Source organism: Methanolinea mesophila, from assembly GCF_017873855.1.
Classification (GTDB): domain Archaea; phylum Halobacteriota; class Methanomicrobia; order Methanomicrobiales; family Methanospirillaceae; genus Methanolinea_B; species Methanolinea_B mesophila.
Map to the genome: position 1 here is coordinate 2016619 of NZ_JAGGKR010000001.1, position 25599 is coordinate 2042217.

A 25599-nucleotide genomic window follows, 5' to 3' on the forward strand; every position below is an offset into this window, starting at 1 on the left:
TTTTCCCCGATTAGTCGTGTAACTTTTCTAAAATCCCCTGACAAAAAAACCAATGCTTTTAAGAATGATTTCAACCGGATAACGCAGAGGTAATGGGGGCAATTCAAAATCCCGGAGCAACTTCCTCTCCTGCGCGAACGATACGAATAGAATACTGAATATCAGCGAGGGGAAAACGCGTCGAGGATCTTTCCGGTTATCCGGGCTCCGAGGCTCGGGCTTATGGACTCAAGCCACAGGAAAAAACCGACTTTTGAGGGGGTTTTTCGTTCAAACTTAAAATTACCGTCTTTGTCCTGCACCATCTTCAGGTATTCCCTCTTCTGGCGGGACCGGAGATAGACCAGAGGTTCGTAATCAGGAAGATCTGTTGCAAGGATAACCTTTGAATACTGGCTCATGAGATTTTCGAAGTCGAGCTGCCGCCCTTTGATGGAGAGCGCCCGGTCCTGGCAGAGGTTCCTGATGGCCGAGGGATAAAGACCTCCGTACAGGATCTTCTTGACCAGCCTCGAGGTCTCTTCCGGGGTTTTTGTTCCTTTCACGTCGACCTCTTCGGCGACGTGCTTAAAGACCCTGTTACGCTCCCAGTCGTGATATTTCTGGTAATTAAATGGACGTTTCACCCGGATGCTCGTGGCACTGATCATTTTTGCATGCGCTTCCGGAGGCCTGTTCGGCACCCTCCTCGCGTCGTCCCTCCGCAACAGTCCCTTGATCTCCTCGCAGGATGCGGTCCTGATATTGATATTGTCGGGGGCTTTGAGGAGCCGCTTACCTACCGCGTAATTACTCACGTCGAACGATGAGACCAACAGGAATGGGACGCTCTGCTGGTCGAAAAGATACCCGAGCAACTGCTTTTTGTACGCGATCTCCCTCTCGAACTCCTTCATGTCCGAGGCTGAGGTGACCACCTCAGCGAAGGCGACCCTGTCCTGCCAGTCCACCATGAGGAGATCGAACTCCGCGAGGTCCTGCCCGTTTCCTCTGATGGTGATATCCCCGCAACGGGAATAATAAAGGCCGTTCTGTCCGAGCTGGATATTTTTCCGGCCGCAGGGTGCGTCGGCACCCTTGAGCGCGAGATACTTGATCACGTCAGTCCGTGCCGTGAGTTCAACGAACATCTCGTAGGCGATGGCCTCGTACCAGCGTCCTTCTGCGGTGCGCATCTGTTCTATCTCGGGAGAAAACAATCTTTTGCGCTCGATCTTGTTCATGTGTCTCACGGCGCTGGCGGCATGCAGCCGTGTAGGCTGGAGAAGTGAACGGTTTTGTTTAAGCCAGCTGGTGAGTTCTCCCATGGAATTCCTGGTAAGTATTTATTCTTTTTGGTTAAAAAGATACCCGAAGAGATAAAGAAATTCGGTTTGAGGCTGGGCGCGTGAAGGAAAAGACATTTCGGGAATACCCTCGAACACTGTACAGGGGAGCGGGAGTGTCAGGGGTGAAAGGCAGGGTTCTGGTCGTGGACGATAACGCCTACATCGTCGAAGGGCTCACAGAAATCCTGAAAAGAAAGGAGTATTTCCCGATTCCCTGCAGGGGCGGGGAGGAGGCGTTGCAGATCCTGAAATCGACCGAGGTCGATGTGATGTTGCTCGACATCTCCATGCAACCTCTCGACGGATGGAAGACGCTCGAACGGGTGCGCACCGACCCCTCGATAGCCGACACTCCGGCAATCATATTCTCGGCAAGGAAGTTCCTGGAGCACGAAGCGGAGGAGTGTCACTGGCGCGTCGATGCGGTCCTCGCCAAGCCCATCAATACCCGGGACCTCATTGAGGCGATAGAGAAGGCGATTAAAAGAACGAGGGCTCCTGCATCGGTCCAGGACGACAACGACCCGGATCTCCTCGTGCCGTGGCCGGGGGACGTCGTCTCGCTCGCCGGTGATGCTTCCCGGGATGGGGGCTCGCGTGACTGAAAGGATCCGGCAAACGGGAGCCGGGAAGGACCACGATGGTCCTGTGGTCAGACCTATAAATACTTTTAAATACTTTTCTTGTATTGTAATAATGCTGTGTTGTACTTCTGGGTGGGTCCGTAGCTCAGTTAGGTAGAGCGCCTGGCTTTTAACCAGGTGGTCGGGGGTTCAAATCCCTCCGGGCCCGCTACCGCGGTACAGACGTGGTTTTTCACCGGTGATGCATCTGAAAAAAACTTGTAGAATAATTGATGGGGGTTTTTAAGTGAGCACCAAACTGAATGTGTTGGAACACGTAATGGTGCCGGATCATAAAATCATGACTGAGGATGAGGTGAACGGCCTCCTCTCTTCCTACACTATTACTACCGAGCAATTACCAAAAATTTATCATGACGATCCTGCAGTGAAGACCATCGGGGCGAAGGTCGGTGAAGTCATCAGGATCATCCGGGACAGTCATACTGCCGGCAGGGCCGAATCGTACAGACTTGTTATCAAGCGACCGAAGAAATAAACGCGGAGCTGGTACATCTGATTGACCGTAGCATTCTATCTAAGGCATATTTTTCGCGCGAACACGTGGCGCGCCACCAGCTGGACTCGTTCAACAACTTCCTGACCCAGAACCTTCAGAAAGTGGTGAACGAGCAGCGGGTTATCGAGACCGATATCGAGATCCGGGGACGGAGCAACGAGCCGGTCTGGGTGGAACTGGGAAAGGTGGAGGTGAAGAAACCGCTCGTCAGGGAGGCGGACGGTTCACAGGGAGATCTCTTCCCGAGTGAGGCAAGGCTCCGAAACCTTACCTATGCGGCGCCGATCCAGCTCGGGCTCACCCTTGTACAGGGAGAAGACCGTCAGGAGCCGGTGATCACCACCATCGGGCAGTTACCCATCATGGTGGGGTCGGCAGCATGCAATCTCTATGGGATGAGCGACGACGAACGGGTTCTGCACGGGGAGGACCCCTACGACGCCGGCGGCTACTTCATCGTGAACGGAACGGAACGGGTCCTGATGACCCTTGAGGACCTGGCCTCGAACAAGATCATGACCGAGTATACCGAGCGGTATAACGAACGGATCTACGTGGCCAAGGTCTTTTCCCAGTACCGGGGCTACCGGGCACTGGTAGTGGTGGAAAGGAACCGGAAGAACCTGCTCGAGGTATCGTTCCCGTCCGTTGCCGGCCACCTTAAATTCGTCGACCTCATGAGAGCGCTCGGAATGGAGAGCGACCACGACGTGGTGAACGGGGTTTCGACCGACGAGGACATCCTTACCTTCATGATGCAGAACCTGGAGGAGAGCGAGTGCGACTCCATTGAGGACGGGATCATGTACGTGGGGAAGAAACTGGCCCCCAACCAGACGAGGGACTACCAGCGCAAGCGGTCCGAATTCGTGCTTGACAACTACCTCCTCCCTCACCTGAACTACCTCATGCCCGCGGGCTTAAAAGAGGAGGACGAAGGATACCGCGAGGCGGTTGAGAGCGTAAGGCTCGCGAAGGCGCACTTCCTCGGGAGGATGGCGGAGGCCTGTTTCGATCTCGTCCTTGAGAGACGGAGAATCGACGATAAGGACCACTACTCCAACAAGAGGCTCAAACTCGCCGGCGACCTGATGGAGGATCTCTTCCGTATCTCGCTGAACCGGCTGACCAGGGATATCAAGTACCAGCTCGAGCGGGCCAGCATGCGGCACCGCGATCTCTCCATCGGGACCGCGGTAAGGGCGGACGTCCTGACCGAACGGCTCCTCCACCCCCTCGCGACCGGCAACTGGGTCGGGGGAAGGACGGGGGTTTCCCAGCTCCTGGACCGGATCGACCACATGAGTGTGCTCTCCCACCTGCGGAGAGTTATCTCTCCGCTTTCGCGGTCACAGCCCCATTTCGAGGCTCGTGACCTGCACCCCACCCAGTGGGGCCGGATCTGCCCGAGCGAGACGCCCGAAGGACCGAACTGTGGCCTGGTGAAAAATTTCGCCCAGATGGTCGAGATCAGCAAGGGGGTTCCCGACGAGGACGAGGTCACCAGGATGCTCTATTCCATCGGGGTTGAACCCATCAAGGGAGGCATGAGATGAGACAGGCAAGAGTGTTCGTCGACGGTGCCCTGATCGGGCTGGTGGACGACCCGCGGTCCCTCGTGGGGAACATCAGGGCGATGCGCCGCCAGGGCGGGATCTCCACGGAGGTAAATGTCTCCTACAAGGAGTTCAACAACGACGTGATCATCCACACCGACCGGGGACGCGCCCGCCGCCCCCTGGTGGTGCTGCAGAACGGAAAACCCGTCGTGGGCAATGAAGACCTCGAGAAACTCCGTAAAAAAGAGACAGATTTCAATTACTTCATCCAGAAGGGGATGATCGAGTTGATCGACGCGGAAGAGGAGGAGGATCTCCTTATCGCGATCAATCCCGAAGACATCTCCCCCGACCATACCCATCTGGAGATCGACCCCTCCCTGATCCTGGGTATCGGCGCGGCACATGTCCCGTTCCCGGAGCACAACGCGAGTCCGCGTGTCACCATGGGTGCAGGGATGGTCAAGCAGGCGCTCGGATTCGGGGCCGCAAACATGAAACTGCGTCCCGACACCAGGAACCACCTGCTCCATTACGTGCAAAAACCACTGGTGCACACCCAGACTTCCGACCTGATCGGGTCGGACGACCGGCCCGCGGGCCAGAACTTCGTGGTCGCGATCCTCTCGTTCGAAGGGTACAACATCGAGGATGCGCTCATCTTCAACAAGGCCTCGATCGACCGCGGCCTGGGGAGATCGCACTTTTTCCGGACCTACGAGGGTGAGGAGCGACGTTACCCCGGCGGCCAGGTGGACCGGATCGAGATCCCCGACGAGGAGGTCGTGGGAGCGCACGGCTCCGAGGCCTACAAGAACCTGGACGACGACGGGGTTATCAACCCCGAGACGGTGGTCCAGGAGAAGGACGTGCTGATCGGAAAGACCTCTCCGCCCAGGTTTCTGGAAGAACCCACGAGCGACCTGATCACCGTGGAGAAGCGAAGAGACACCTCGGTGACCATGAGGAGCAACGAGCACGGCATCGTGGATACCGTGATCATCACCGAGGGCGAGAACAGCTCCCGCCTGGTGAAAGTACGGACCAGAGACCTCAGGGTCCCCGAGGTGGGAGACAAGTTCGCCTCCCGGCACGGACAGAAGGGGGTTATCGGACTGATCGCCTCCCAGGAGGACATGCCCTTCACCGAGTCGGGAATCTCGCCCGACCTGGTGATCAACCCCCACGCGATTCCCAGCCGGATGACCATCGGCCACATGCTTGAGATGATCGGCGGAAAGGTCGGCTCTCTCGAGGGCAGAAGGATCAACGGGACCGCGTTCTCGGGAGAACTGGAGACCGACCTCCGCGAGTCCCTGAAACGTCTCGGTTTCGCTCACTCCGGGCGCGAAGTCATGTACGACGGGTTTACCGGGCGCAGGTTCAAGGCCGATATCTATGTCGGCGTGATCTACTACCAGAAACTCTACCACATGGTCTCGTCCAAGATGCATGCCCGGTCCCGGGGACCGGTGCAGGTGCTCACCCGGCAGCCGACCGAGGGTCGTGCCCGTGAAGGAGGTCTCCGGTTCGGTGAGATGGAGCGCGACGTGATGATCGGTCACGGCGCCGCCATGGCATTGAAAGAGCGCCTGCTCGATGAATCGGACAAGGTACAGGAGTACGTGTGCGCCCACTGCGGTATGGTGGCCATGCTCGACCGGAAGTCAAATACCACCCGGTGTCTTGCCTGCGGCAGCGAGACCGACATCTACTCGGTGGAGATGTCGTACGCGTTCAAGCTGCTGCTCGACGAGATGAAGAGCATGGGAATTGCCCCCCGGCTGAAGCTGGAGGACGTGGTGTAAGGAGGTTATCATGCCCAGTCCAAAGAGAATAGGAAAAATAGAATTCGGCCTGCTCTCCCCGAAGGAGATCAGGACCATGAGCGTCAGGAAAGTCATCTGGGCCGATACCTATGACGACGACGGGTTCCCGTATCCCCAGGGGTTAATGGACCTCCACCTGGGAGTGATCGATCCCGGGCTTCGGTGCAAGACCTGCGACCAGAAGGCGAGCGAGTGCCCCGGGCATTTCGGGCATATCGAGCTCGCGAAGCCCGTGATCCACGTCGGCTATACCCGGCTGATACGGAAACTGCTCAGGGTGACCTGCCGGAGTTGCAGCCGCCTGCTCCTCTCCATGGAGGAGATCGAGAAGGTCGTGGGGACCGAGGACGACCTGACCGGTGACGTGCTCTCCGAGAAGGATATCAAGAAGGAGCGGGTCTGCCCCCACTGCGGGGAGCAGCAGCTGAAGATCAACTTCGAGAAGCCCACCACTTTCTCGGAGGTGCTTCTGGAAGAGGGCAAGAAGGTGGAGCACAAGCTCACCCCGGCCGATATCCGGGCGCGGCTGGAGAAGATCCCCGACGAGGACCTCCGCCACCTTGGGATAAATCCCGATGTGGCACGTCCCGAATGGACCATCCTCACTGTACTGCCGGTCCCGCCGGTCACCATGCGCCCCTCGATCATTCTCGAGAACGGGCAGCGGTCCGAGGACGATCTCACCCATAAACTTGTGGACATCATCAGGATCAACCAGCGGTTCAAGGAGAACCAGGACGCGGGGGCACCCCAGCTGATCATCGAGGACCTGTGGGAACTGCTCCAGTATCACGTGACTACCTATCTGGACAACGAGGTCGCGGGATGCCCGCCGGCCAGGCACCGGAGCGGAAGGCCGTTAAAGACCCTCTCCCAGAGGCTCAAGGGCAAGGACGGGCGGTTCCGCGGATCGCTTTCGGGGAAGAGGGTGAACTTCTCGGCCCGTACGGTCATCTCGCCGGACCCCAACCTGAGCGTGATCGAGGTGGGGATTCCCCTCGCGGTGGCGAACGAGATGTCCATCCCGGTCCACGTCACCCCCTACAATATCGAAGAGCTCCGCCAGATGGTGCGCTGCGGACCGGTAAGGGCGAGCCTTCAGCAGCCCTGCGGGGCGAACTACGTGATCCGCCCCGACAAACGCAGGCTGCGGCTGGCGGAAGGGAACCTGGACACCGTTGCCGAGATGCTCGAACCAAGCTGGACCGTGGAGCGCCAGATCCGTGACGGCGATATCGTGCTCTTCAACCGGCAGCCGTCGCTTCACCGGATGAGCATCATGGCCCACCGGGTCAAGGTCATGGACGGGAGAACATTCCGGCTCAACCCGGCCGTATGCCCGCCCTACAACGCAGATTTCGACGGGGACGAGATGAACCTCCACATCCCCCAGACGGAAGAGGCCCGGGCCGAGGCGGCGATCCTCGTCGCAGTGGAGGAGAACATCCTCTCGCCCAGGTTCGGGGGCCCCATCATCGGTGGGATCCACGACCACGTGTCAGGCATCTTCATGCTCACAAACCAGCTCCGGTGGTTCGAGAAGACCGATGCCCTCTATCTCCTGAAGAAGATCGAGGTGGACCACCTTCCCGAACCGGGAAGGACTGAGAACGGTATGCCGATGTGGAGCAACAAGCAGGTATTCTCCACGATCCTTCCCCCGGAACTGAACATGGTGTTCCGGGCGAGTTCCTGCCAGAACTGCGATACCTGCATGCGTGAGGACTGCGACCGTGACGCCTACGTGAAGATCATCGACGGGGAACTGGTCACCGGCACCATCGATAAAAAGGCGGTGGGTGCGTTCGACGGCCAGATCGTGCACCGGATCATCCGGCAGTACGGAATGAAGCGTGCCGCGGGCTTCATCGACGATGTCACCCAGCTCGCAATCCGTGGAATCATGCTGGACGGTTTCTCCTTCGGGATCGATGACGAAGACCTCTCCAAGACGGAATACGGGCAGATCGACGATGTGCTGCATACCGCAATGATGGACGTCCAGCGCCGGATCCGGATCTACGAAGACGGCCAGCTCGAGCCGATGCCGGGAAGGACGCCTGAAGAGACCCTGGAGATGCAGATCATGCAGGTGCTCGGCAAGGCCCGTGACCGCACCGGTGAGATCGCCGGCCGGCACCTCGGGCTCGGGAACTCCGCGGTGGTGATGGCGGTGAGCGGTGCCAGGGGTTCAATGCTGAACCTTACCCAGATGGCGGGGTGCGTCGGCCAGCAGTCGGTCCGTGGGGAACGCATCATGCGAGGGTACGACGAGAGGACCCTTCCCCATTTCAGAAAAGGCGACCGTGGCGCTGACGCCCGCGGGTTCATCATGCACAGTTACAAAGGCGGCCTGAACCCTACGGAATTCTTCTTCCATGCGATAGGGGGCCGTGAAGGGCTGGTGGACACTGCGGTGCGTACATCACAGAGCGGGTACCTCCAGCGGCGGATGATCAACGCGCTCCAGGACCTGAAGGTTGCCTACGACGGCACCGTCAGGACCACGGGAGGGAGGATCATACAGTTCAGGTACGGAGAGGACGGGACCGACCCCATGAAGAGCAGTTTCGGGGACCCGGTGGACGTAAAGGGCATCGTGGGAAGTATCCTCAAAGAGGAGGTGTAAGAGATGCGTCCGGAATTTGAGGAGCTGATCGAGTCGGCCGAGCTCCCGGTCAAGACCAAGGAGCAGCTCCGCACCCATCTCGAAGGAAAAGAGGTGAGCGAAGCGCAGTTCAGGCAGATCATCGACCAGGTGATCAGAGAATACCAGAACACCAGGATCGAAGCCTGCGAAGCGGTGGGGATCATCGCCGCTCAGTCGATAGGCGAGCCCGGCACCCAGATGACCCTGCGAACCTTCCACTACGCGGGTGTCGCCGAGATCAACGTTACCCTGGGTCTGCCCCGGTTAATCGAGATCATGGACGCGAGGAAGGAGCCGTCCACCCCCACCATGACCATCTATCTGCGGGCCGACTTTTCGGCGGACCGCGACAAGGCGCGTGAGGTCAGCTGGCAGATCGAGGCCGCACCCCTCCATGAATTCGGAGATATTACCATCGACATGGAGAACATGCAGATCCTTGTCCAGCTGAACAAGGCGGTCTGCGACAAGCGGAAGATCGCGGTCGCGACAATCATGGAGATCGGGCCGAGGAAGATCCGTGAACGGCGGCACTACCGGGACTTCGAGTTCGAGACGGACGAGGAGAAGGGGACCCTTCTCTTCTTCCCGAAGGACCGGGAGAGCTACCAGAACCTGTTCCAGCTCGCGGAGCACGTGCGGAACGTGATCGTCCAGGGCATCGACGATATCGAACGGGTGGTGGTCCGAAAGGAGAGCGGAGAGTATATACTTTATACCGAGGGCTCCAACCTTAAAGACGTGTTCGAGGTTGATGGTGTGGACACCACCCGGACCCGCACCAACAACATCAGCGAGATCTCCCAGGTGCTGGGGATCGAGGCTGCCCGTAACGCGATCATCTACGAAGCCCTCTCCACCCTGTCGGAACAGGGTATCATGGTTGACGTGCGGCATATCATGCTGGTCGCGGATATGATGTGCATGGAAGGGGAAGTAAAGCAGATCGGGCGGCACGGGATCGCCGGAGAGAAGGAAAGCGTCCTCTCCCGGGCGGCGTTCGAAGTGACGGTGAACCACCTCCTCGATGCCGCGGTGGCCAACGAGGTGGACGAACTCTCGGGTGTGACCGAGAACGTCATCGTCGGCCAGCCCATTCAGCTCGGCACCGGAGATGTGAAGCTGATTGCAAAACCTATGAACTAGGAGAAATTATAAATGGACTTTAATGCATCATTGCGCAGGGCCATCAAGACGGGCAATGTGATCCTCGGGCAGAACGAGACCGAGAAGAGCATCCGGGAGAAAAAAGCCCAGCTTGTGGTCGTAGCGAAAAATTGCCCCCAGGAATTCAGGGAAATTATCAACCAAAACAAAGAACTCGATGTCTATGTCTTCGAGGGATCGAGCGTCCAGCTCGGGATGGCCAGTGGAAAACCGTTCATGGTAAGCGCGCTTGCTGTCGTTGACCCGGGTGAATCAGATATTTTAAGCCTAAAGAGGGCATGAAATGGCAGAAGTTGTGCTGACCGAAGACTGCATGCGCCTGATCTCCCAGTTCGAGCGGCTTACCGGTGCAGGGAGCAGGGACTGCGTCATTGACGAACGGAACAACCGGATAATCTTCGTGATCAATCCGGGTGAAATGGGACTCGCTATCGGGAAATCCGGCTCTTCCATCAAGAAAGCGATGGAAGTGATGGGCAAGAGGATCGAGGTCGTCGAGTATGCCTCGAACGCCGAGCAGTTCCTGAAGAATTGTTTCCTTCCCGCCAAGGTCCTTAACGTGGACCTTGAAGGCAATGACGACGAGAAGGTGGCATATATCACCGTAGCGGATGAAGACCGCGGCATCGCGATTGGAAAAGAAGGAAAGAATATTTTCAAGGCGAAGAAGCTCGCCCAGCGTCAGTACAACATTGCAGACGTACTTCTCACTTCAAACGAAGAAGCTTCTTAACCTTCCCGCTTTTTTTTACTAATTAACGAATGATTTCAACCGATCGAATTTTCATCAGCGTACCTCGTATCCGAATATTCAATTGACCTTGTCGGATCTTGCCCGTTGTTGACAGGATAGTCCCGCCCTGGGAGAATTCTCACTGAATGAGACGCGACAACCCCGACCCTGTAGAACCGTGACTCCGAATAATTCCAGGTCTTTACCCGGATTGACGAAACAGGATCGTCGCTCCCGTCCACAGGGCAGGCACCGCGCTCTCCGAAGGCAGCGGTGGTATTGACGCCGGAATTCATGGTCCCCACGTAGAAGAAAGATCACCATCACCGGGACCGGTCAATGCGATCAGTTTGAGCATGGTGATACGCGACGACCGAGAGAAAATACACCCCTCACCTTCGTAAATACATTCGTGTATCCGCCCGTGGTGCGTCAAATCGTTCCACGCGATCCCGTGATTCGAAATTCACCGTAAGGCTGCAGGAAAAAAAAGATAGATTTGTCCGGGGGTCACCCGTGATACCACGGGGGCCTTATCCGGTCGAGGATGCTTGATCCGGAACTGCTTCCTGAAGTGGTCTGGCTGGGGACCGCCACCTTGATCTCACCTGTCTTGATCACGGTATTTGCCCCCCAGTCGTTCATCGCGGTCAGGGTTACCGTGTAGGTTCCCGGGTTGGTGTAGATGTGGGTCGGGTTTCTCAGGTGCGAGGTGGTGTTGTCACCAAAGTCCCAGAGCCATGCCGTTGGTGAGCCTGTAGAGAAGTCCATGAACTTCACCGAGAGCGGTGAACCGCCTGTCCTCGGTATGGCCACGAACCTGGCGACCGGGGGATACACGATCACTTTGTGCGGATCGGGTATCCTGGCCGGGTTGATCACTACCGTATTGGTGGTGGTGGTGGTCACCTGGTCGGAGAAGAACGTCACTACGTTGTCCACCGCCGGGTCGACGATGATCAGGGGGACCTGGACGATGATCTCGAGTTCTCCCTCGGCGCAGGCCGGAACTTCCCCGATGCTCCAGGTGACGTTGTTGCCGTCGTAGGTCCCGCCGTGCGTCGCCGACACGAACACCACCTCATCGGGGAGATGATCGGAGACGACCACGCCGGTCAGGTTTCCGCAGCAGGAATTCTCGTATTCGATCGTGTACACGAAGGACTCACCCGGCGCGACCTCCGGCTGGGATGAAGTCTTCTCCAGTTCGACTGCCGGGACGCAGCCGACTACGGTCACGTTCGTGCAGTCCTGCACGGTCTCGGTCTCGTCGGTGAGGAGCAGCGCACAGTTGGTGATGATTCCTTCGGGAGCATCTTCCTCGACCTCGACGGTGAGGGTCACGTTACCTTCTTCGTAAGGCCCGAGGGTGCCGATATACCAGGTGACGGTCGAATCTTCCAGGGTCCAGTCACCTGTGGCATTCACGAACTCCAGTCCGTCGGGGATGGTATCGACGATAATCGCCCGGGTCAGGCTAAACCCGGAGGGGTTCTCGTACTCGATGGTATAGGTGAACGTCTCTTCCCGTGCAACGTTGTCAACGGATGCGGTCTTCTCCAGTTCGGGCACGACCTCCATCACGTGAACATCGGTGCAGCTCTCCACGGGCTCCGTCTGGTCGGTGAAGAGGGTGGCGCAATTGGTGATGGTGTCTTCCGCATCTTCCTCTACTTCGACGGTGAGGGTCACGTTACCCTCTTCGTAAGGTCCGATGGTCCCGAGGTCCCAGATGACGGCGGTACCGTTAAAGGTGTAGGGGTTGGTGGCGCTCACGAACTCCAGCCCGTCGGGAATGATATCGACCAGCGATGCATTGGTCAGGTCGAAGTCCGAGGGGTTCTCCCATTCGATGGTGTAGGTGAACGTCTCTTCCCGTGTAACGTTTTCAACGGAGGCGGTCTTCTCCAATTCGGGCAGGACTTCAATCACGTGAACGTCGGTGCAGCTCTCCACGGGCTCGGAGAGGTCGGTGAAGAGGGTTGCGCAGTTGGTGATGGTGCCGGCGGGAGCATCGGTCGCTATCTTGACAAACAGGAGAACCTCACCTCCGCTGTCGGGCGAGAGGGTACCAAGGTCCCAGATAACCGCGGTTCCGTTGAAGGTGAAGGGTCCTGTGGCATCGACGAACTCCACGTATTCAGGCAGAATATCCACCAGTGACGCCCCGGTCAGGTCGAAGGTCGAGGGGTTCTCCCATTCGATGGTGTAGGAGAATGTCTGTTCCCTGGTGACGTTTTCAACAGAGGCGGTCTTCTCCAGTTCAGGTACGACCTCCATTACGTGAACGTCGGTGCAGCTCTCCACTGGATCTGCCTGGTCGGTGAAGAGGGTGGCGCAGTTGGTAATGGTGTCTTCCGCATCTTCCTCGACCTCGACGGTGAGGGTCACGCTTCCTTCATCATATGGCCCGATGGTCCCGAGGTCCCAGATCACGGCGGTCCCGTTAAAGGTGTAGGGGTTGGTGGCGCTCACGAACTCCAGCCCGTCGGGAATGATATCGACCAGCGATGCCCCGGTCAGGGCGAAGTCCGAGGGGTTCTCCCACTCGATGGTGTAAGAGAAGGTCTGTTCCCTTGTAACGTTTTCAACGGATGCGGTCTTCTCCAGTTCAGGTACGACCTCCATTACGTGAACGTCGGTGCAGCTCTCCACTGGATCTGCCTGGTCGGTGAAGAGGGTGGCGCAGTTGGTAATGGTATCTTCCGCATCTTCCTCGACCTCGACGGTGAGAGTCACATTTCCTTCTTCATAAGGCCCGATGGTCCCGAGGTCCCAGATCACGGCGGTCCCGTTAAAGGTGTAGGGGTTGGTGGCGCTCACGAACTCCAGCCCGTCGGGAATGATATCGACCAGCGATGCCCCGGTCAGGTCGAAGTCCGAGGGGTTCTCATACTCGATGGTGTAGGAGAAGGTCTGTTCCCTGGTGACGTTTTCAACGGAGGCGGTCTTCTCCAGTTGGGGAATTATTTCGATAACCGTCACATTCACGCAATCTTCAACCGGCTCGGTCTGGTCGGTGTAAAGGGTGGCACAATTCACGAGTGTCCCCAGAGGTGTATCCTCCTCGGTCTCGACGGTGAAACTCACGGATCCCTCCCCGTAGGGTCCGATAGTCCCGACATCCCAGGTAATGGTCGAATTCTCGAGAGTATAGTCCCCGGTGGCGTTGACGAACATAAGCGTGTCAGGGATAGTATCCACGATGGTCGCTCCCGTGAGACTGAATCCGGAGGGGTTCTCGTACTCGATCGTATAGGTGAAGTATTCCTCTCGCATGACCTCTCCCACCGAAGCGGTCTTCTCCAGCGTGGGCTCAACCACCATCACGTGAACATCGGTGCAGCTCTCAACAGGCTCGGAAAGGTCGGTGAAGAGTGTGGCGCAGTTGGTGATGGTATCTACCGCATCTTCCTCGACCTCGACGGTGAGTGTCACGCTTCCTTCTCCGTAAGGCCCGATGGTCCCGAGGTTCCAGATGACGGCAGTACCGTTAAAGGTGTAGGGGTCGGTCGCGCTCACGAACTCCAGCCCGTCGGGGATGATATCGACCAGCGATGCCCCGGTGAGGCTGAACTCCGAGGGGTTCTCATACTCGATGGTGTAGGAGAAGGTCTGTTCCCTGGTGACGTTTTCAACGGAGGCGGTTTTCTCCAACAGGGGCACGATCTCCATCACGTGAACATCGGCGCAGCTTTCTACAGGTTCGGAGAGGTCGGTGAAGAGGGTGGCGCAGTTGGTGATGGTGTCTTCCGCATCCCGCTCGACTTCGACGGTGAGGGTCACGCTCCCTTCTTCGTAGGGCCCGATGGTCCCGAGGTTCCAGATGACGGCGGTTCCGTTATAGGTATAGGGCGCGGTCGCGCTTACGAACTCCAGACCGTAGGGAAGGATATCGACCAGCGATGCCCCGGTGAGGCTGAACTCCGAGGGGTTCTCATACTCGATGGTGTAGGAGAAGGTCTGTTCCCTGGTGACGTTTTCAACGGAAGCGGTCTTCTCCAACAGGGGCACGACCTCCATCACGTGAACATCGGTGCAGCTTTCTACAGGCTCGGTGAGGTCGGTGAAGAGGGTGGCGCAGTTGGTGATGGTGTCTTCCGCATCCCGCTCGACTTCGACGGTGAGAGTCACGTTACCCTCTTCGTAGGGCCCGATGGTCCCGAGGTCCCAGATCACGGCGGTTCCGTTAAAGGTGTAGGGGTTGGTGGCGCTCACGAACTCCAGCCCGTCGGGAATGATATCGACCAGCGACGCGCCGGTCAGGTCAAAGTCCGAGGGGTTCTCATACTCGATGGTGTAGGAGAAGGTCTGTTCCCTGGTGACGTTTTCAACGGAGGCGGTCTTTTCCAGTTGGGGAATTATTTCGATTACCGTAACATTGACGCAGCTTTCCACGGGTTCTGCCTGATCAGTGAAGAGAGTGGCACAATTCGTGAGCGTCCCGAGAGGTGTATCCTCCTCGGTCTCGACGGTGAAACTCACGGATCCCTCCCCGTAGGGTCCTATGGTCCCGATATCCCAGGTGATGGTAGAATCATCAATGGTGTAGTTCCCGGTCGCATCCACGAACATAAGCGTGTCTGGGATGGTATCGACGATGGTGGCGCCGGTGAGGCTGAATCCGGAGGGGTTCTCGTACTCGATCGTATAGGTGAAGTATTCCTCTCGCATGACCTCTCCCACCGAAGCGGTCTTCTCAAGTTCAGGGATTATCTCGATTACCGTGACATCCACACAACTCACTACGGGATCCGTCTGGTCCGTGTAGATGGTGGCGCAGTTGGTGATGTTTCCCTCTTCTGCATCCTCGTCAACCCTGACGGTAAGCGTCCGATCACCGAATTCCCCGGGTAACAACGTCCCAAGGCTCCAGTTCACGGTCTGCCCCTCGAGAGTTCCGTTATCCGAAGCCGATACGAATTCCAGGCCGTAAGGGATCGGATCGAGGATGTACGCATCGCTCAGGCTGGCAACGTTCGGGTTCCTGAAATGAATGTTGTAACTGAAGGTCTCGTTCCGGAACACTGTGGAGGTCGTCGCGGTCTTCGTCAGTTCGGGGACCTCAGGAGTGACCACCGGGACCAGGACGCATGCGGTGCGCGGCACGGTCTGGTCCGACGTGATGACGCCGCAGTTCAGGATCAGGATACCGCTCTGCACGGAATCTTTTACCCGCACGGTAAAGTTCACTTCTCCCACGCCCATCGCCGGAATGCTGCCGATGGTCCAGTTTACGGAGGTGCCGTCAAACGTACCCCCTGCCGAGGCTGAGATGAAGATAAGTTCGGGCGGGAGCGCGTCAGTAATAGTGACATTGGTGACGGGGTTATCGCCGGGATTCTCGAACACCAGGGTGTAGACATATTCCTGCCCCGGGACCGCCTGCATCACCGAACTCTCTTTCTCCAGCTCGAGTCGGTACACGCTGACCTCAGTGCAGGAGGTCACCGGAGTCAGGTCTTCGGCATAGATGGTGGCGCAGTTGATGATGGTCGCACTCTCGATATCTTCTTCAACTTCAACCGTGAGGTTCACCATCCCGGTCTCTCCGGGGTCAAGATCACCGAGATCCCATATTACCGCGGTCCCGTTGAAGACACCTCCTCCCGATGCGGAGACAAACTCGAGCTCTTCGGGCAGGATATCTATAATTGTGGCATCATATGCAGGGAATGGCCGTAAATTCCCGTACGAAATATGGTAGGTAAACACCTCTCCCGGTGAAACAATTTCCTGGTCTGAAGTCTTGTTGATTGTAATGTTGCCACCCGGCTCGAACTCCGCCTCGAGGATGTGGTAACAGACGAGCGGCGGGAACGTGTATTCCGCATGCCCGTCGGGGAAGAGCACGTACCCCTCGGTACCGACGACGGAGACCGAATCGACCTCGACCTCATCTATGGAGAAGAACAGGTTGGGGGTGATCACATAGGTAGGGGTCTCACCGCAATCGAAGATCTCGATGTGGTAGGGAGGAGAGATAAACCCGTCCGGAGACTCCACCGTTCCGTTGGTGCCCGATATTGCAGTGACGGGTATCCTGAGATACACATTGTTGCTGATAACGGGGGTGCATTCCTGGTCGGTATTCGCCCAGACATGATACCCCGAGCAGCTGATCGGGCAGAGGTTATGAATCCCGCAGGAGAACGTGATCAGAACATCGTTGTTGAACGGAATATCCATCGGACTGTCGAATTTGACCGTGGTCGTCCCGTTCTGGTATTGGGGATAATCGGGATTTGGGTTATTGATAATGACAACCCGGTCGGGATGAGCAGACGTCCCGTTGTAGGTCACGGTGATACATTCCGGGTTGAAGTACGTATCGGCCGTCAGATTCTGGTCGAACGTGATGAAGAACCCGTCTGTGGTGTTCACAATCCCCGTGTTGATATGAAACGAAACGTTCCATATATTGTCCTGGTCTGCGATTCCGGGATATACCGAGAGATTCACGTGCGTGACATCCGCCGAAACCACCCCGCAGAAGAGCAGGAGAAAAGTCAGAAGAACGATACCGGTAATAGTGTGTGTCCGAAGAAAAACCGGCCCTTCCGGCCGGTCCCCTCCGCTATGGCCACCTGAAGTACTGCGCACCATGATTTTTTGCCACCTTATTTCACCGCAGGGATAATCTCCGGGGTATTACTTCCGATTGCCAGTCGGTAAGATCGATACCCGCCACCTTCCCAAAGAGTGAATATCTGTGAGTTATCTCAAGTAGTATTTAAACTTACCCGGGAAGTGCCTCGAAACTACACCCGAATGTGCGATAAGTGCGAAAAAACCCAAAAAAAGTGAACGGGCCTGGAGGGATTCGAACCCCCGACGTCCGGGTTAGAAGCCCGGCGCTATATCCTGGCTAAGCCACAAGCCCCAGCGACTGTAACCATTTGGCGGATATCCTCATTAAACTTGTACTGTGAGTAAAAAAATGCGGATTCAGGCATAAAAATCGGGTTATCCTGCATGATAGCAGGATGATCTGACCACTTCCACCTCGACCGGGTGGACCAGCCCCTCGTGTGTCACACTTTTCACCGTTGCGGATGCTGCGCACTTGACCTTAATCCTCGCGGACATCCTTTCCCGCTCCTCGTAATGATATCCCTGGGTAAACTCCATCATCCTTTTCATCATGATGCTCACCGAGAGCACATCCACCATGATACCGCTGTCCCCCGCGGTAAGGTCCTCCATATCCACCGAGGTCATGAAAACCGGCGTGCCCGGGTTCACCCTCGAGAGGGTGACCACATTGTGGGTGCTCTGCAGTTCAATGGTCCGTGGTTTCCCCAACTTCAATTCCCTGATCACTTCGGGAGCAATTCCTGTCAATGCGAATGCCTTCATGGTGGTTCACCCGTACATCGGAAGCTGTTCTTTCTTCGGCATCTGCTCGGCGGTCTGGACCTGCTCCGCGAGCTTGTGCATGGTCGACTCGATCTCTTCAGCCTGTTCGAGGAGTGGCTTTACCTCGAGCTCCAGGTTGTACATCTTGTTCAGGACCTCGATCGTTGCCGCGGACGAACGGGGGTCGGGCGCGTTTATCGTCTCCCCAAGGAGGCCATAGGCCGGGATATTCCGAAGCTTGCACTCGGTGAGAATGCTGCTCGCGATACCCGATATGCTTCCTATGGGAAGGATGATGGTGTGGTCCTGGATCCGTGGAAGCGCCTCCTCGGTGGTTGCAACCCCGAACACCCTTTTTTCCGGTTCATTCGTGACGATCCCCGCGATGGTGATCACCTCCCGGACCTTATGCGGCTCGAGCCAGTCCATGAGACCGTTCGCCACCTCGTAACAGATCATGGGGTGGACCGGAATATCCGCGACGATCACCGCGAGGTCGTCTTTCTCGTAAAATCGTACCGGGACGTTGATCACCCCTTTGTTCATCATTGCGAGCGGAGGGAAATATTTGCTGTTCATGCTCCCAATCTGGGTAAACTCGAGCTGGTCGACCATGTACTGGAGCGCAATGCTTCCCACGAGTCCGCTCCCGGGAAACCCCATTAACACTGAGGTGTTCTCATTCGAGAGCGGTTTTGAAAAAATCCTGATATCGGAATTCGGTTCGGGTGACATTAGATTAACATATCACCCCTCCCTAAAAATATTATGCAAGAGTATCAGGTGAAGAGAACCTCCATAAAGACGCTCCCTGTCGCCATGGTCGATCAGCTGAAGGAATGTTTCGGTGCGGAGGTCACGGAGAAGGACGGGCATTACCGGATCGGGTACGGGGCACTCACCCGTATGGAGGTCAGTCTCGGTCCCGGGGGAAAGACCCTGGTGGTCGATACCGAGTCGGACACGGGTGCGTCCGATGAGACCATCATTGACACGAACAAGAGGTTCCGTGTCTATCTTGAACGGGTTACCGGATTTACCGCCAAAGAACGGTTAAAAAAAGCAAAAAAGATGTGCGAGGAATAACTCCTCATTCCATTACAATCGCGGGTTTGAAGGGGAGTGCCGATCCCGCCTTCGCATGCCCGCTCTCTTCTGCACGTGCAATCGTTACCGGGATGCCGAACTCCGCTTCGAGGAATTTCTTTGCCCCGCTGAAGATCGCCATTTCGTCCGGGGCTCCGGCAAGGATCCGTTCCACCAGCTGAGGGGGAAGCCGGTGCACCAGAGTGACGCAGGCGCGGGTGGTATCGGCGGTCTCCTTCCCCCTGACCTTCAGTTCCTGGTCTTTCATGACCTCTTTGATCGCCTGGTTCCGGTCTTCTGAACCCGCAACGATCGCGAATATATTCTGTTTCCATTCGGGTGCGATATAAATGGTAATGGATGCAGGCTCCATCTGGATGATCTTCTTGATGGACTCGATGTCTTCCACGGTCCGGAGCAGCAGCTCCTCCGCCAGCTCCAGGTCCGGCGCAACCGCGGTCTCGTCCGGGACCGGCCAGGGTGCGAACGAGACGAGACCTTCGCCCCCGAGGTCTTTCCACAGCTGCTCGCAGGTGAACGGGATCACCGGCGCCAGCAGCCTTACCCAGGCCGAGCAGAGGTCATGGAGCGCACTGCCGCCCGTTGCGCTATCCCCAAGCCTGCGGCGGTACCACCTGAGATCGGATTCGACGGCGAAGAATGCCTCCTGGAGCGCCTGCCGGGTCTGGAACCGTTCGAGGGACTCGGTGGTCCTCGCGATATGCGCCTGGAGCCGGGAGAGCAGCCACCGGTCAAGTGCGCCTCCCCCGTTCCCGGGCTGCAGAGGTTCCGAAACGGTATTGTAAAAGCGTTCTATCTGCTTACGCGTGGAAGAGACCAGCTCGTTCCTCCAATCGAAATCCTGCCAGGGCTCCGCGCTTCCAATGAGGAACATCCTCACCGTGTCGGCACCGAACTCCTGTACCGCATCTTCGAGAAGGAATACATTCCCTTTCGAGGAGGACATCTTCGCCCCGTTCAGGAGGCCCATTCCGAAGACTACCATGCCCCGCGGGAGGCATTCACGTGGAAATATCGCCACGTGATGGAAGAGCTGGAACGTCAGGTGGTTCGATATCAGGTCTTTTGCCGAGAACCTGAAGTCATAGGGGTACCAGAAGAGAAACTCCGACCGGAGGCGGTCGAGCCTCTCCCGATCCGGAAGCCCGGGGGACTCCCTGCCGAGGAATACGTAATCGAACACCTCCGGGGTGAGTACCGCGGGATCGAACTCCCGGATCATGTGGGCGATGGTATAGTACGCCATGTAGATCGTGGAGTCGGAGAGCGGCTCTATCAACCAGGCCGGGTCCCAGGGGAGCCTGGTTCCCAGACCGACCCTTCTCGTGCAGGCCCAGTCCTTCAGCCAGTCGATAGTCCTCTCGAACTCTGCACGGACCTCGGGGGGAACGAGGTCCATGTCGCGTAAGTGGGATGCAACCTCGGCCTTCCATTCCGGGTCGCTGTACTGGAGGAACCACTGGTCATGAAGGATCTTCACGAAGACCTGGCCCCCGCACCTGCAGACGATGGGCCGGGAATCGAACTCGTACATCACTTTCGATCCGTACTGGGCGATCATCATCTCGCCTACGGTGTCCCTGGCCTGGCGGACGGGCTCACCCCCGTACCGCTCGAAGAGTTTTCCGGACGAAAACTCGGCGCTGTAGACCTCCTGGGTGAGGGCGTCCATACGGGTGTCCTGCTGGTTCCGGATTCCCGCCCGTTCCACCGCGTCCTTTGCGGGGACTTCCCCGTACCCCGGGACCCTGATGAGCGGAACGGGAGTGATGCCGGTATATCTGCCCTTTTCCTGGAGGTCGCGCAACGCGATATAATCGAAGGGGGCGTGTGCCGGGACGCTCATCACCATTCCTGATGCCATATCCGGGTCTACGAACGTAGCGGGCAGGATGGGAACTTCCCCGCATAACGGATGCGAGACCGTCTTATCGACCAGGGTGCTGCCGGGGATTTTCTCGATCACCTCCACGGAGTGGTCCTGCAGGGATAGTTTCTCCGCCGCCTGGACACTCACTACCCAGGGGATGCCGTCTACCATTGCCTTCACATAAGTGACTTCAGGGTTCACCCAGAGGTTGGTCACCCCGTAGATCGTCTCGGGCCGGAGAGTCGCGGTGGGGATGAACGCGTCCCCATACCTGAACATGACCAGGACGAATTTTATGATCTCAGCCTTGTCCCCTTCAAGAAGATCGTGATCTCCTACCGGGTTTTCACATTGCGGGCAGTAGCGGACCGGGTGGGCCCCCTTGAGTACGTGCCCTTTCTCATGGAGATGCTTCCACTGCCATTCGATAAACTTGCTGTACGTGGGGTCCACTGTAGTGAACCGCCGCCTCCAGTCGATGGAAAGACCGCATTCCCGCATCACCCGCTGGTATTCCTGTGAAAAATGCTGAACGATTGCCAGGGGGTCGACGAACTGTTCCAGTACATCCTCAGGCACCTTGTAGAGGTCCCGGTACAGGCTGATCGCTTTCGGGTCTCTTTTCGCGATCCTCTTGGAGATCCCGATAACCGGTGCGCCGGTTACGTGGAATGCCATGGGGTAGAGGACCTCCCTTCCCCTCATTCTCCAGAACCGGGCGATGACGTCAGGAACGATATATGTCCTGCCGTGGCCCACATGCATGGCCCCGGAGGGATACGGATACGCTACGGTGAGGTAGAACTTCTCCCGATCCGACGGGTCCGATTCAAAGGCATGTTCCCATGCCGAAAGTGCAGACTCCTCCATCTGCCGCATATCAAATGCACTCACTACGATTCACCCTCAGAACGCACAAAAAATTTTGATTTCACACAGGTTTCAACCTGATGGTATCCCCTTCGTTATACCGCTTAATCAGTTCCTGGGCGATGGTGCTGTTCTTCGCCAGGTGGATCTCGCCACCCTCGTTTACGGTAGCGGTGAAGAGGTATTCTTTACCTGCAAAGACATCCACGATCTTGCTCCCGTACTCGGGGCAGATTATCGCGAGCTGCTTCTTGTCCATGCGGATCTTGACCCCGCCGCCAAGCGAGAGCTCTTCTTCTGCCTGGGGCTGGGACGGCTGCTGTTTCTCAAGTTCCGACCTGGGCCGGATATCGATCCCGATGCCGACCTTGTTCACGATACCCGCGATATTCTTGCCGCCCTTCCCGATCGCGGCGGGCACGTCCTTATCGTCGATATATACCACGGCCTTTGTATCCGAGAGCATGTGGACGTCGACGTACCCGTCGGTATATCTCCCGATCTCGCGCTGGATCTCCTTTTCGAGGATCTTCCAGGAGGAGTTCCCTTCTTCCTCCTCCTTCTGGGCCGCCGGGGGTTTCAACGGGGCGGTCGCGGTCCCGGTCTGCATCACGGGCATGACGATGGTCTCGGAGTCGTACTTGAATATCTCGAAGACCAGCTCGCCGGTCTCGTAATCGCTCACCGTGGTCACCGGCCTGAGATTGATCTCGCTCGACATCCCCTCGGGGACCTTGATCGTGAATCCCACATCGTAGACGTTGGTGATCTCGCCCTTATCCACGAAGATGATGGTGTTCGCGATCTGGGGGAGCACCCCGAAGTCCACCCGGTCGGAGAACCGCTGCAGCGCGTCGTGGGCCCCAATCGCATGCACCACGCCCACCATGCCGATTCCCGCGAGCCTCATGTCGGCAAAGACCCGGAAGTCCTCGTTCCTGCGGAGTTCGTCGAAGATCACGAAATCGGGCCTGACCAGCATGAGGACGTCGGCAGTATTCTGCATACTCCCCTCGAGGGAGGTATACTGAGTGATGTGATCCGGGACCTGAAGTTCCCGGGGCGACTCCATGGTCTTTACGACCGAGCCGTGATCTGCGAGGTAGGTGGCCACGCTCTGGGCCAGGGTGGTCTTCCCGCCTCCCGGAGGCCCGGCGATGAGCAACCCCCGCTTATCTCCCATGATGCGGTTCTTTATCACGCTCGCCTTGTTGTACTGGTCGAGGGTGATATCCACGATAGGTCTGACCGCGGTGATCTCCATCCCGTCGGAGAACGGCCTGCGTGCAATCGCGATGCGCATGGACCCTATCTGGACCACCGTGACTCCCCGCTTCTCCACCTCGATGAACCCGTCCGGGTCCCGTTTGGCCCGTTCCAGGATCTCCTGTGCCAGGAACCGGAGCTCGTGCTCGGTGGTCGGGTTGTCACGGATCTTCACCAGCTGCATCTCTTTTACCGTGCCTTTCCTGGCGAATGGCGGAACCCTTTCCTTGAGGTGCACTGCGATGGTGAACTCATCGAAGAACTGGTCGATCCCGAGGGGGGTGAACCCTTCGACTTGGGGCTTGAGATACACCACGTCCAGTCCTTTTGCCTTCGCAACCTCGGCCTGGACAAAATCGCTGGTAATGAAGCGTGCCTGGTGTTCGATGGCGACGCTGCGGATCAGGGCATCGATCTCGCCCCCGCTCGCCAGCTTGACCTGTTCGAGGGTGGGTCTCGGACCGGAGAATTTCAGTTCGATGATGCTTTCCTCGGCCATCTTACACAATGCCTGCAGTTCGTTAAGGCCGGAGAACCCGATCTCCCGACCCTGGTTTGCCTGGGCCTCGAGTTCTGCAATCACCGCCTCTGGTATGATTATTGTGGCGCCGGTATATTCACCCGAATGTATCAGCTGGGTGATGCGCCCATCGATGACGACGCTCGTATCTGGAACCAATTTCAAAAAATATCACCAGATATGTACTTGTCATTCTTCTTTATTAGCATATACCTTGGAAGGATCGAAGACCAGGTCGCCGATGATCTCTCCATCGAGCGTCCGGTAGAAACAGGTCCGGTATCCCGTATGGCAGGCCGCCCCGGTCTGTTCTACCAGATACAGCAGGCAGTCCTCGTCGCAATCGACGAGGATCCGAAACACTTTCTGGAAATGACCGCTCTCTTCCCCCTTCTTCCATAATTTTTTCCTGCTCCTGCTGTAGTAGTGCGCAAATCCCGTTTCCCTGGTGAGCGCCACCGCCTCTTTGTCTGCATACGCCACCATCAGTACTTCCCGGGTTTTTGCGTCCTGGACCACCACCGGGATCAGGCCGCCTTCCTTAAACTGCAGTTCAAGCATCGTTCTTTCGCCTCATATCAATAATTGCATCATTATTACCAGGATATCCCCCGCAAACAGGGCCACTATCATCCCCGCGGTAAGGGGCACGATGAAGGGTACCCCGTACGAGATCCACACCTTCCCTGCCCTCGAATAAAGGGAAAGCTCCTCCCTGTACTCGTCCGGGTTCCGGCGGAGATCCAGGGTATACACCCTCCCGCTCCCCTTCATCATGCCCTTCAGGGCCTCGGAAAAGGAGAGAAACCTCCGCGTGATCCGCCCGTCATCATCTTCCCTGATATCTTCCATGATGTACCCGAAAGAGTTCGCGATAGTCTTCCCGTCCACAGGGAACCCGAGGAACATGTTGGCAACAGGGGCGCGATTTCCCTTTGCCACGTTATATGCGAATATTCCTGCCGGGGTGACCAGGTTCAGGATAAGCGCGTTCACCAGGACGGAGAAAGGGAAAAATCCCAGGGGAGGCACCCCGAATGCCGGCTCGAAAGGAAAGGCCGGGACCAGGACCGAGAGGAATATGAGGGCATATGCGTCTGCCCCCCCGAAGAGGTGGAGGTAGGCAAATGAATAGAACAGGAGCGAGAATACCGCAACCAGGACCAGGTATGCCAGGGCCAGGCTCCAGAAGCCGGAAAGGAACAATGACCCGTAGAACCACGCGACCAGGGGAATCCCGATGACGAGCATGGGGTACCATGTCCTGAACGGGACCCTCCGTTCAACGATGTCTCTCGCCGATGCGTAGAGGAGGGTGATCACAACCGCGATAGCGCTGACGGTCAGGGGGATAATCATGGGTCGCTGTACTATTGTCGGCAGAGGTTTTATGTCTCGCTTCTCCCTCCTTATCATTGTATAACGTGAACATTCCCGACCTGATCCCGGCTCCCGGGATCGCCAGGGAATTACAGCCGGGTACGCGTGAATCATGAAGGATGAAGATATTCTGGATGACCTGATCCGGGGCTCCTCCCCGCTCGGCCGGTTTTCCCTGACCGAGCTGGTTGCGTACGTGGGCCAGAAACGAATTTCCGGGGTTGCCTGTGCGAGGGAGGGCGGGAAACGGTATTACGTCCTTTTCTCCGAAGGCGAACCCGAGGGGGCGGAACTCTTCGACGAACAGGGTTCGCTTTTCGGCAATGCGGCGACCTATCACCTGAAGGGGAATGAGGCATTTACCCTTTATGCACTCGATACGCCGGTTGCCGATCGCCTGATTCTCAGGTGCAGGGTCTTCGATAAAAGTCACCTGAAAAAGAACATATCGGTCAGCCTTCCTCAGATAGGAAAAAAACCCGAGGGGATCGGGATCTTTTCCATGAAGGTCACCGGGGAAGGAACACCCCTCGGCGGGATGCAGGTCACCATCCGGAAAGGAGGCCAGGTGCTTGGCAGCGACATGACCAACAGGGAAGGCAGAGTCTCCTTCAAACTGCTCCACGGCCGTTACGAGTGCGTGGTCTCGGGGAAGGGATACTCCCTCAGGGCGTACGATTTCGTATTCAACCCCGGCCAGCCCGAAGGCGTCCTTGAACTGGGTCCCGCATAGACCGGTCCGGGAATGTCTGTCAGCACGACTTCATCCGGTGCAATCCGCGAGCTCCACGGACTGGGGAAAAGGCAGCGGGATAGGG

General features: G+C 57.3%; 18 protein-coding genes and 2 tRNA genes. 11 read left to right on the forward strand and 9 right to left on the reverse strand.

Translation table 11 applies throughout. The annotated features are described in order from the left end of the window. Window positions 1-161: 161 nt before the first annotated feature. A complete protein-coding gene (locus tag J2741_RS09600) occupies window positions 162-1307 on the reverse strand; it encodes a hypothetical protein (RefSeq protein WP_209675045.1) in 1146 nt (381 codons plus the stop codon). A gap of 134 nt (window positions 1308-1441) precedes the next feature. On the opposite strand from J2741_RS09600, the gene J2741_RS09605 reads away from it, so the two are divergent. The 9 genes from J2741_RS09605 (at window position 1442) to J2741_RS09645 (ending at window position 10409) form a co-directional block, all read left to right on the forward strand. Beyond that, window positions 1442-1933, forward strand: coding sequence for a response regulator (locus J2741_RS09605; protein WP_209675046.1), 492 nt, complete (start codon window positions 1442-1444; stop codon window positions 1931-1933). A 113-nt stretch (window positions 1934-2046) separates the two neighbouring features. Beyond that, window positions 2047-2120 (forward strand) — tRNA-Lys (locus J2741_RS09610). A 78-nt stretch (window positions 2121-2198) separates the two neighbouring features. Next, the gene (locus tag J2741_RS09615; protein ID WP_209675047.1) at window positions 2199-2450 is read left to right on the forward strand and encodes a DNA-directed RNA polymerase subunit H; all 252 of its coding nucleotides are present in this window, start codon (window positions 2199-2201) and stop codon (window positions 2448-2450) included. A 17-nt stretch (window positions 2451-2467) separates the two neighbouring features. Beyond that, window positions 2468-4027 (forward strand): DNA-directed RNA polymerase subunit B'', encoded by a 1560-nt coding sequence (locus J2741_RS09620; RefSeq protein WP_209675633.1) that lies wholly within the window; start codon window positions 2468-2470, stop codon window positions 4025-4027. Further along, window positions 4024-5838 carry a DNA-directed RNA polymerase subunit B gene (gene rpoB, locus J2741_RS09625; protein WP_209675048.1) on the forward strand — a complete coding sequence of 605 codons (1815 nt, stop codon included), beginning with the start codon at window positions 4024-4026 and terminating at the stop codon, window positions 5836-5838. Before J2741_RS09620 ends, rpoB begins: the two co-directional genes overlap by 4 nt. A 10-nt stretch (window positions 5839-5848) precedes the next feature. Beyond that, window positions 5849-8488 carry a DNA-directed RNA polymerase subunit A' gene (locus tag J2741_RS09630; RefSeq protein WP_209675049.1) on the forward strand — a complete coding sequence of 880 codons (2640 nt, stop codon included), beginning with the start codon at window positions 5849-5851 and terminating at the stop codon, window positions 8486-8488. 3 nt (window positions 8489-8491) lie between these two features. Further along, a complete protein-coding gene (rpoA2, locus tag J2741_RS09635) occupies window positions 8492-9655 on the forward strand; it encodes a DNA-directed RNA polymerase subunit A'' (RefSeq protein WP_209675050.1) in 1164 nt (387 codons plus the stop codon). 12 nt (window positions 9656-9667) lie between these two features. Further along, window positions 9668-9958: a 50S ribosomal protein L30e gene (locus J2741_RS09640; RefSeq protein WP_209675051.1), complete on the forward strand. Its 291-nt coding sequence runs from the start codon at window positions 9668-9670 to the stop codon at window positions 9956-9958. 1 nt (window position 9959) lies between these two features. Next, window positions 9960-10409 (forward strand): NusA-like transcription termination signal-binding factor, encoded by a 450-nt coding sequence (locus J2741_RS09645; protein WP_209675052.1) that lies wholly within the window; start codon window positions 9960-9962, stop codon window positions 10407-10409. 510 nt (window positions 10410-10919) lie between these two features. Here the strand turns inward: J2741_RS09645 and J2741_RS09650 are convergent. The 4 genes from J2741_RS09650 to J2741_RS09665 form a co-directional block, all read right to left on the reverse strand. Then, window positions 10920-17015, reverse strand: coding sequence for a PKD domain-containing protein (locus tag J2741_RS09650; RefSeq protein ID WP_209675053.1), 6096 nt, complete (start codon window positions 17013-17015; stop codon window positions 10920-10922). Between the two features lie 202 nt (window positions 17016-17217). Further along, window positions 17218-17292: transfer RNA gene (locus J2741_RS09655), tRNA-Arg, on the reverse strand. Window positions 17293-17375: 83 nt separating this feature from the next. After that, on the reverse strand, window positions 17376-17768 hold the full coding sequence (locus J2741_RS09660) for a DUF473 domain-containing protein (RefSeq protein ID WP_209675054.1): 393 nt from the start codon (window positions 17766-17768) through the stop codon (window positions 17376-17378). Between the two features lie 6 nt (window positions 17769-17774). Further along, the gene (locus J2741_RS09665; protein ID WP_209675055.1) at window positions 17775-18503 is read right to left on the reverse strand and encodes a proteasome assembly chaperone family protein; all 729 of its coding nucleotides are present in this window, start codon (window positions 18501-18503) and stop codon (window positions 17775-17777) included. A 33-nt stretch (window positions 18504-18536) separates the two neighbouring features. Between J2741_RS09665 and J2741_RS09670 the strand changes: the two genes are divergently transcribed. Continuing rightward, complete coding sequence (locus J2741_RS09670; protein ID WP_209675056.1) at window positions 18537-18854, forward strand: DUF5611 family protein; 318 nt, start codon at window positions 18537-18539, stop codon at window positions 18852-18854. A 4-nt stretch (window positions 18855-18858) separates the two neighbouring features. Here the strand turns inward: J2741_RS09670 and leuS are convergent, their stop codons facing one another. Genes leuS through J2741_RS09690 form a run of 4 tightly spaced genes read right to left on the reverse strand, consistent with a single transcriptional unit; the run spans window position 18859 to window position 24760 of the window. After that, window positions 18859-21639, reverse strand: coding sequence for a leucine--tRNA ligase (leuS, locus tag J2741_RS09675; RefSeq protein ID WP_394357420.1), 2781 nt, complete (start codon window positions 21637-21639; stop codon window positions 18859-18861). Window positions 21640-21676: 37 nt separating this feature from the next. Next, complete coding sequence (locus J2741_RS09680) at window positions 21677-23566, reverse strand: PINc/VapC family ATPase (protein ID WP_209675057.1); 1890 nt, start codon at window positions 23564-23566, stop codon at window positions 21677-21679. A 24-nt stretch (window positions 23567-23590) separates the two neighbouring features. Beyond that, a complete protein-coding gene (gene hisI, locus J2741_RS09685; protein WP_209675058.1) occupies window positions 23591-23962 on the reverse strand; it encodes a phosphoribosyl-AMP cyclohydrolase in 372 nt (123 codons plus the stop codon). Window positions 23963-23974: 12 nt separating this feature from the next. Next, entirely contained in the window at window positions 23975-24760 is a 786-nt protein-coding gene (locus J2741_RS09690) for an A24 family peptidase C-terminal domain-containing protein (RefSeq protein ID WP_209675059.1), read from the reverse strand. 133 nt (window positions 24761-24893) lie between these two features. Between J2741_RS09690 and J2741_RS09695 the strand changes: the two genes are divergently transcribed. Then, window positions 24894-25514, forward strand: a complete 621-nt coding sequence (locus tag J2741_RS09695; protein ID WP_209675060.1) for a hypothetical protein — start codon at window positions 24894-24896, stop codon at window positions 25512-25514. Window positions 25515-25599: the final 85 nt, after the last annotated feature.

Coding starts and splice junctions, on each gene's coding strand:
- J2741_RS09665 (WP_209675055.1), bottom strand. CDS start 18,503: ATGTCACCCGAACCGAATTCCGATATCAGGATTTTTTCAAAACCGCTC.
- J2741_RS09690 (WP_209675059.1), bottom strand. CDS start 24,760: ATGATTATCCCCCTGACCGTCAGCGCTATCGCGGTTGTGATCACCCTC.
- J2741_RS09645 (WP_209675052.1), top strand. CDS start 9,960: ATGGCAGAAGTTGTGCTGACCGAAGACTGCATGCGCCTGATCTCCCAG.
- J2741_RS09650 (WP_209675053.1), bottom strand. CDS start 17,015: ATGGTGCGCAGTACTTCAGGTGGCCATAGCGGAGGGGACCGGCCGGAA.
- J2741_RS09660 (WP_209675054.1), bottom strand. CDS start 17,768: ATGAAGGCATTCGCATTGACAGGAATTGCTCCCGAAGTGATCAGGGAA.
- J2741_RS09670 (WP_209675056.1), top strand. CDS start 18,537: ATGCAAGAGTATCAGGTGAAGAGAACCTCCATAAAGACGCTCCCTGTC.
- hisI (WP_209675058.1), bottom strand. CDS start 23,962: ATGCTTGAACTGCAGTTTAAGGAAGGCGGCCTGATCCCGGTGGTGGTC.
- rpoA2 (WP_209675050.1), top strand. CDS start 8,492: ATGCGTCCGGAATTTGAGGAGCTGATCGAGTCGGCCGAGCTCCCGGTC.
- J2741_RS09640 (WP_209675051.1), top strand. CDS start 9,668: ATGGACTTTAATGCATCATTGCGCAGGGCCATCAAGACGGGCAATGTG.
- rpoB (WP_209675048.1), top strand. CDS start 4,024: ATGAGACAGGCAAGAGTGTTCGTCGACGGTGCCCTGATCGGGCTGGTG.
- J2741_RS09600 (WP_209675045.1), bottom strand. CDS start 1,307: ATGGGAGAACTCACCAGCTGGCTTAAACAAAACCGTTCACTTCTCCAG.
- J2741_RS09695 (WP_209675060.1), top strand. CDS start 24,894: ATGAAGGATGAAGATATTCTGGATGACCTGATCCGGGGCTCCTCCCCG.
- J2741_RS09630 (WP_209675049.1), top strand. CDS start 5,849: ATGCCCAGTCCAAAGAGAATAGGAAAAATAGAATTCGGCCTGCTCTCC.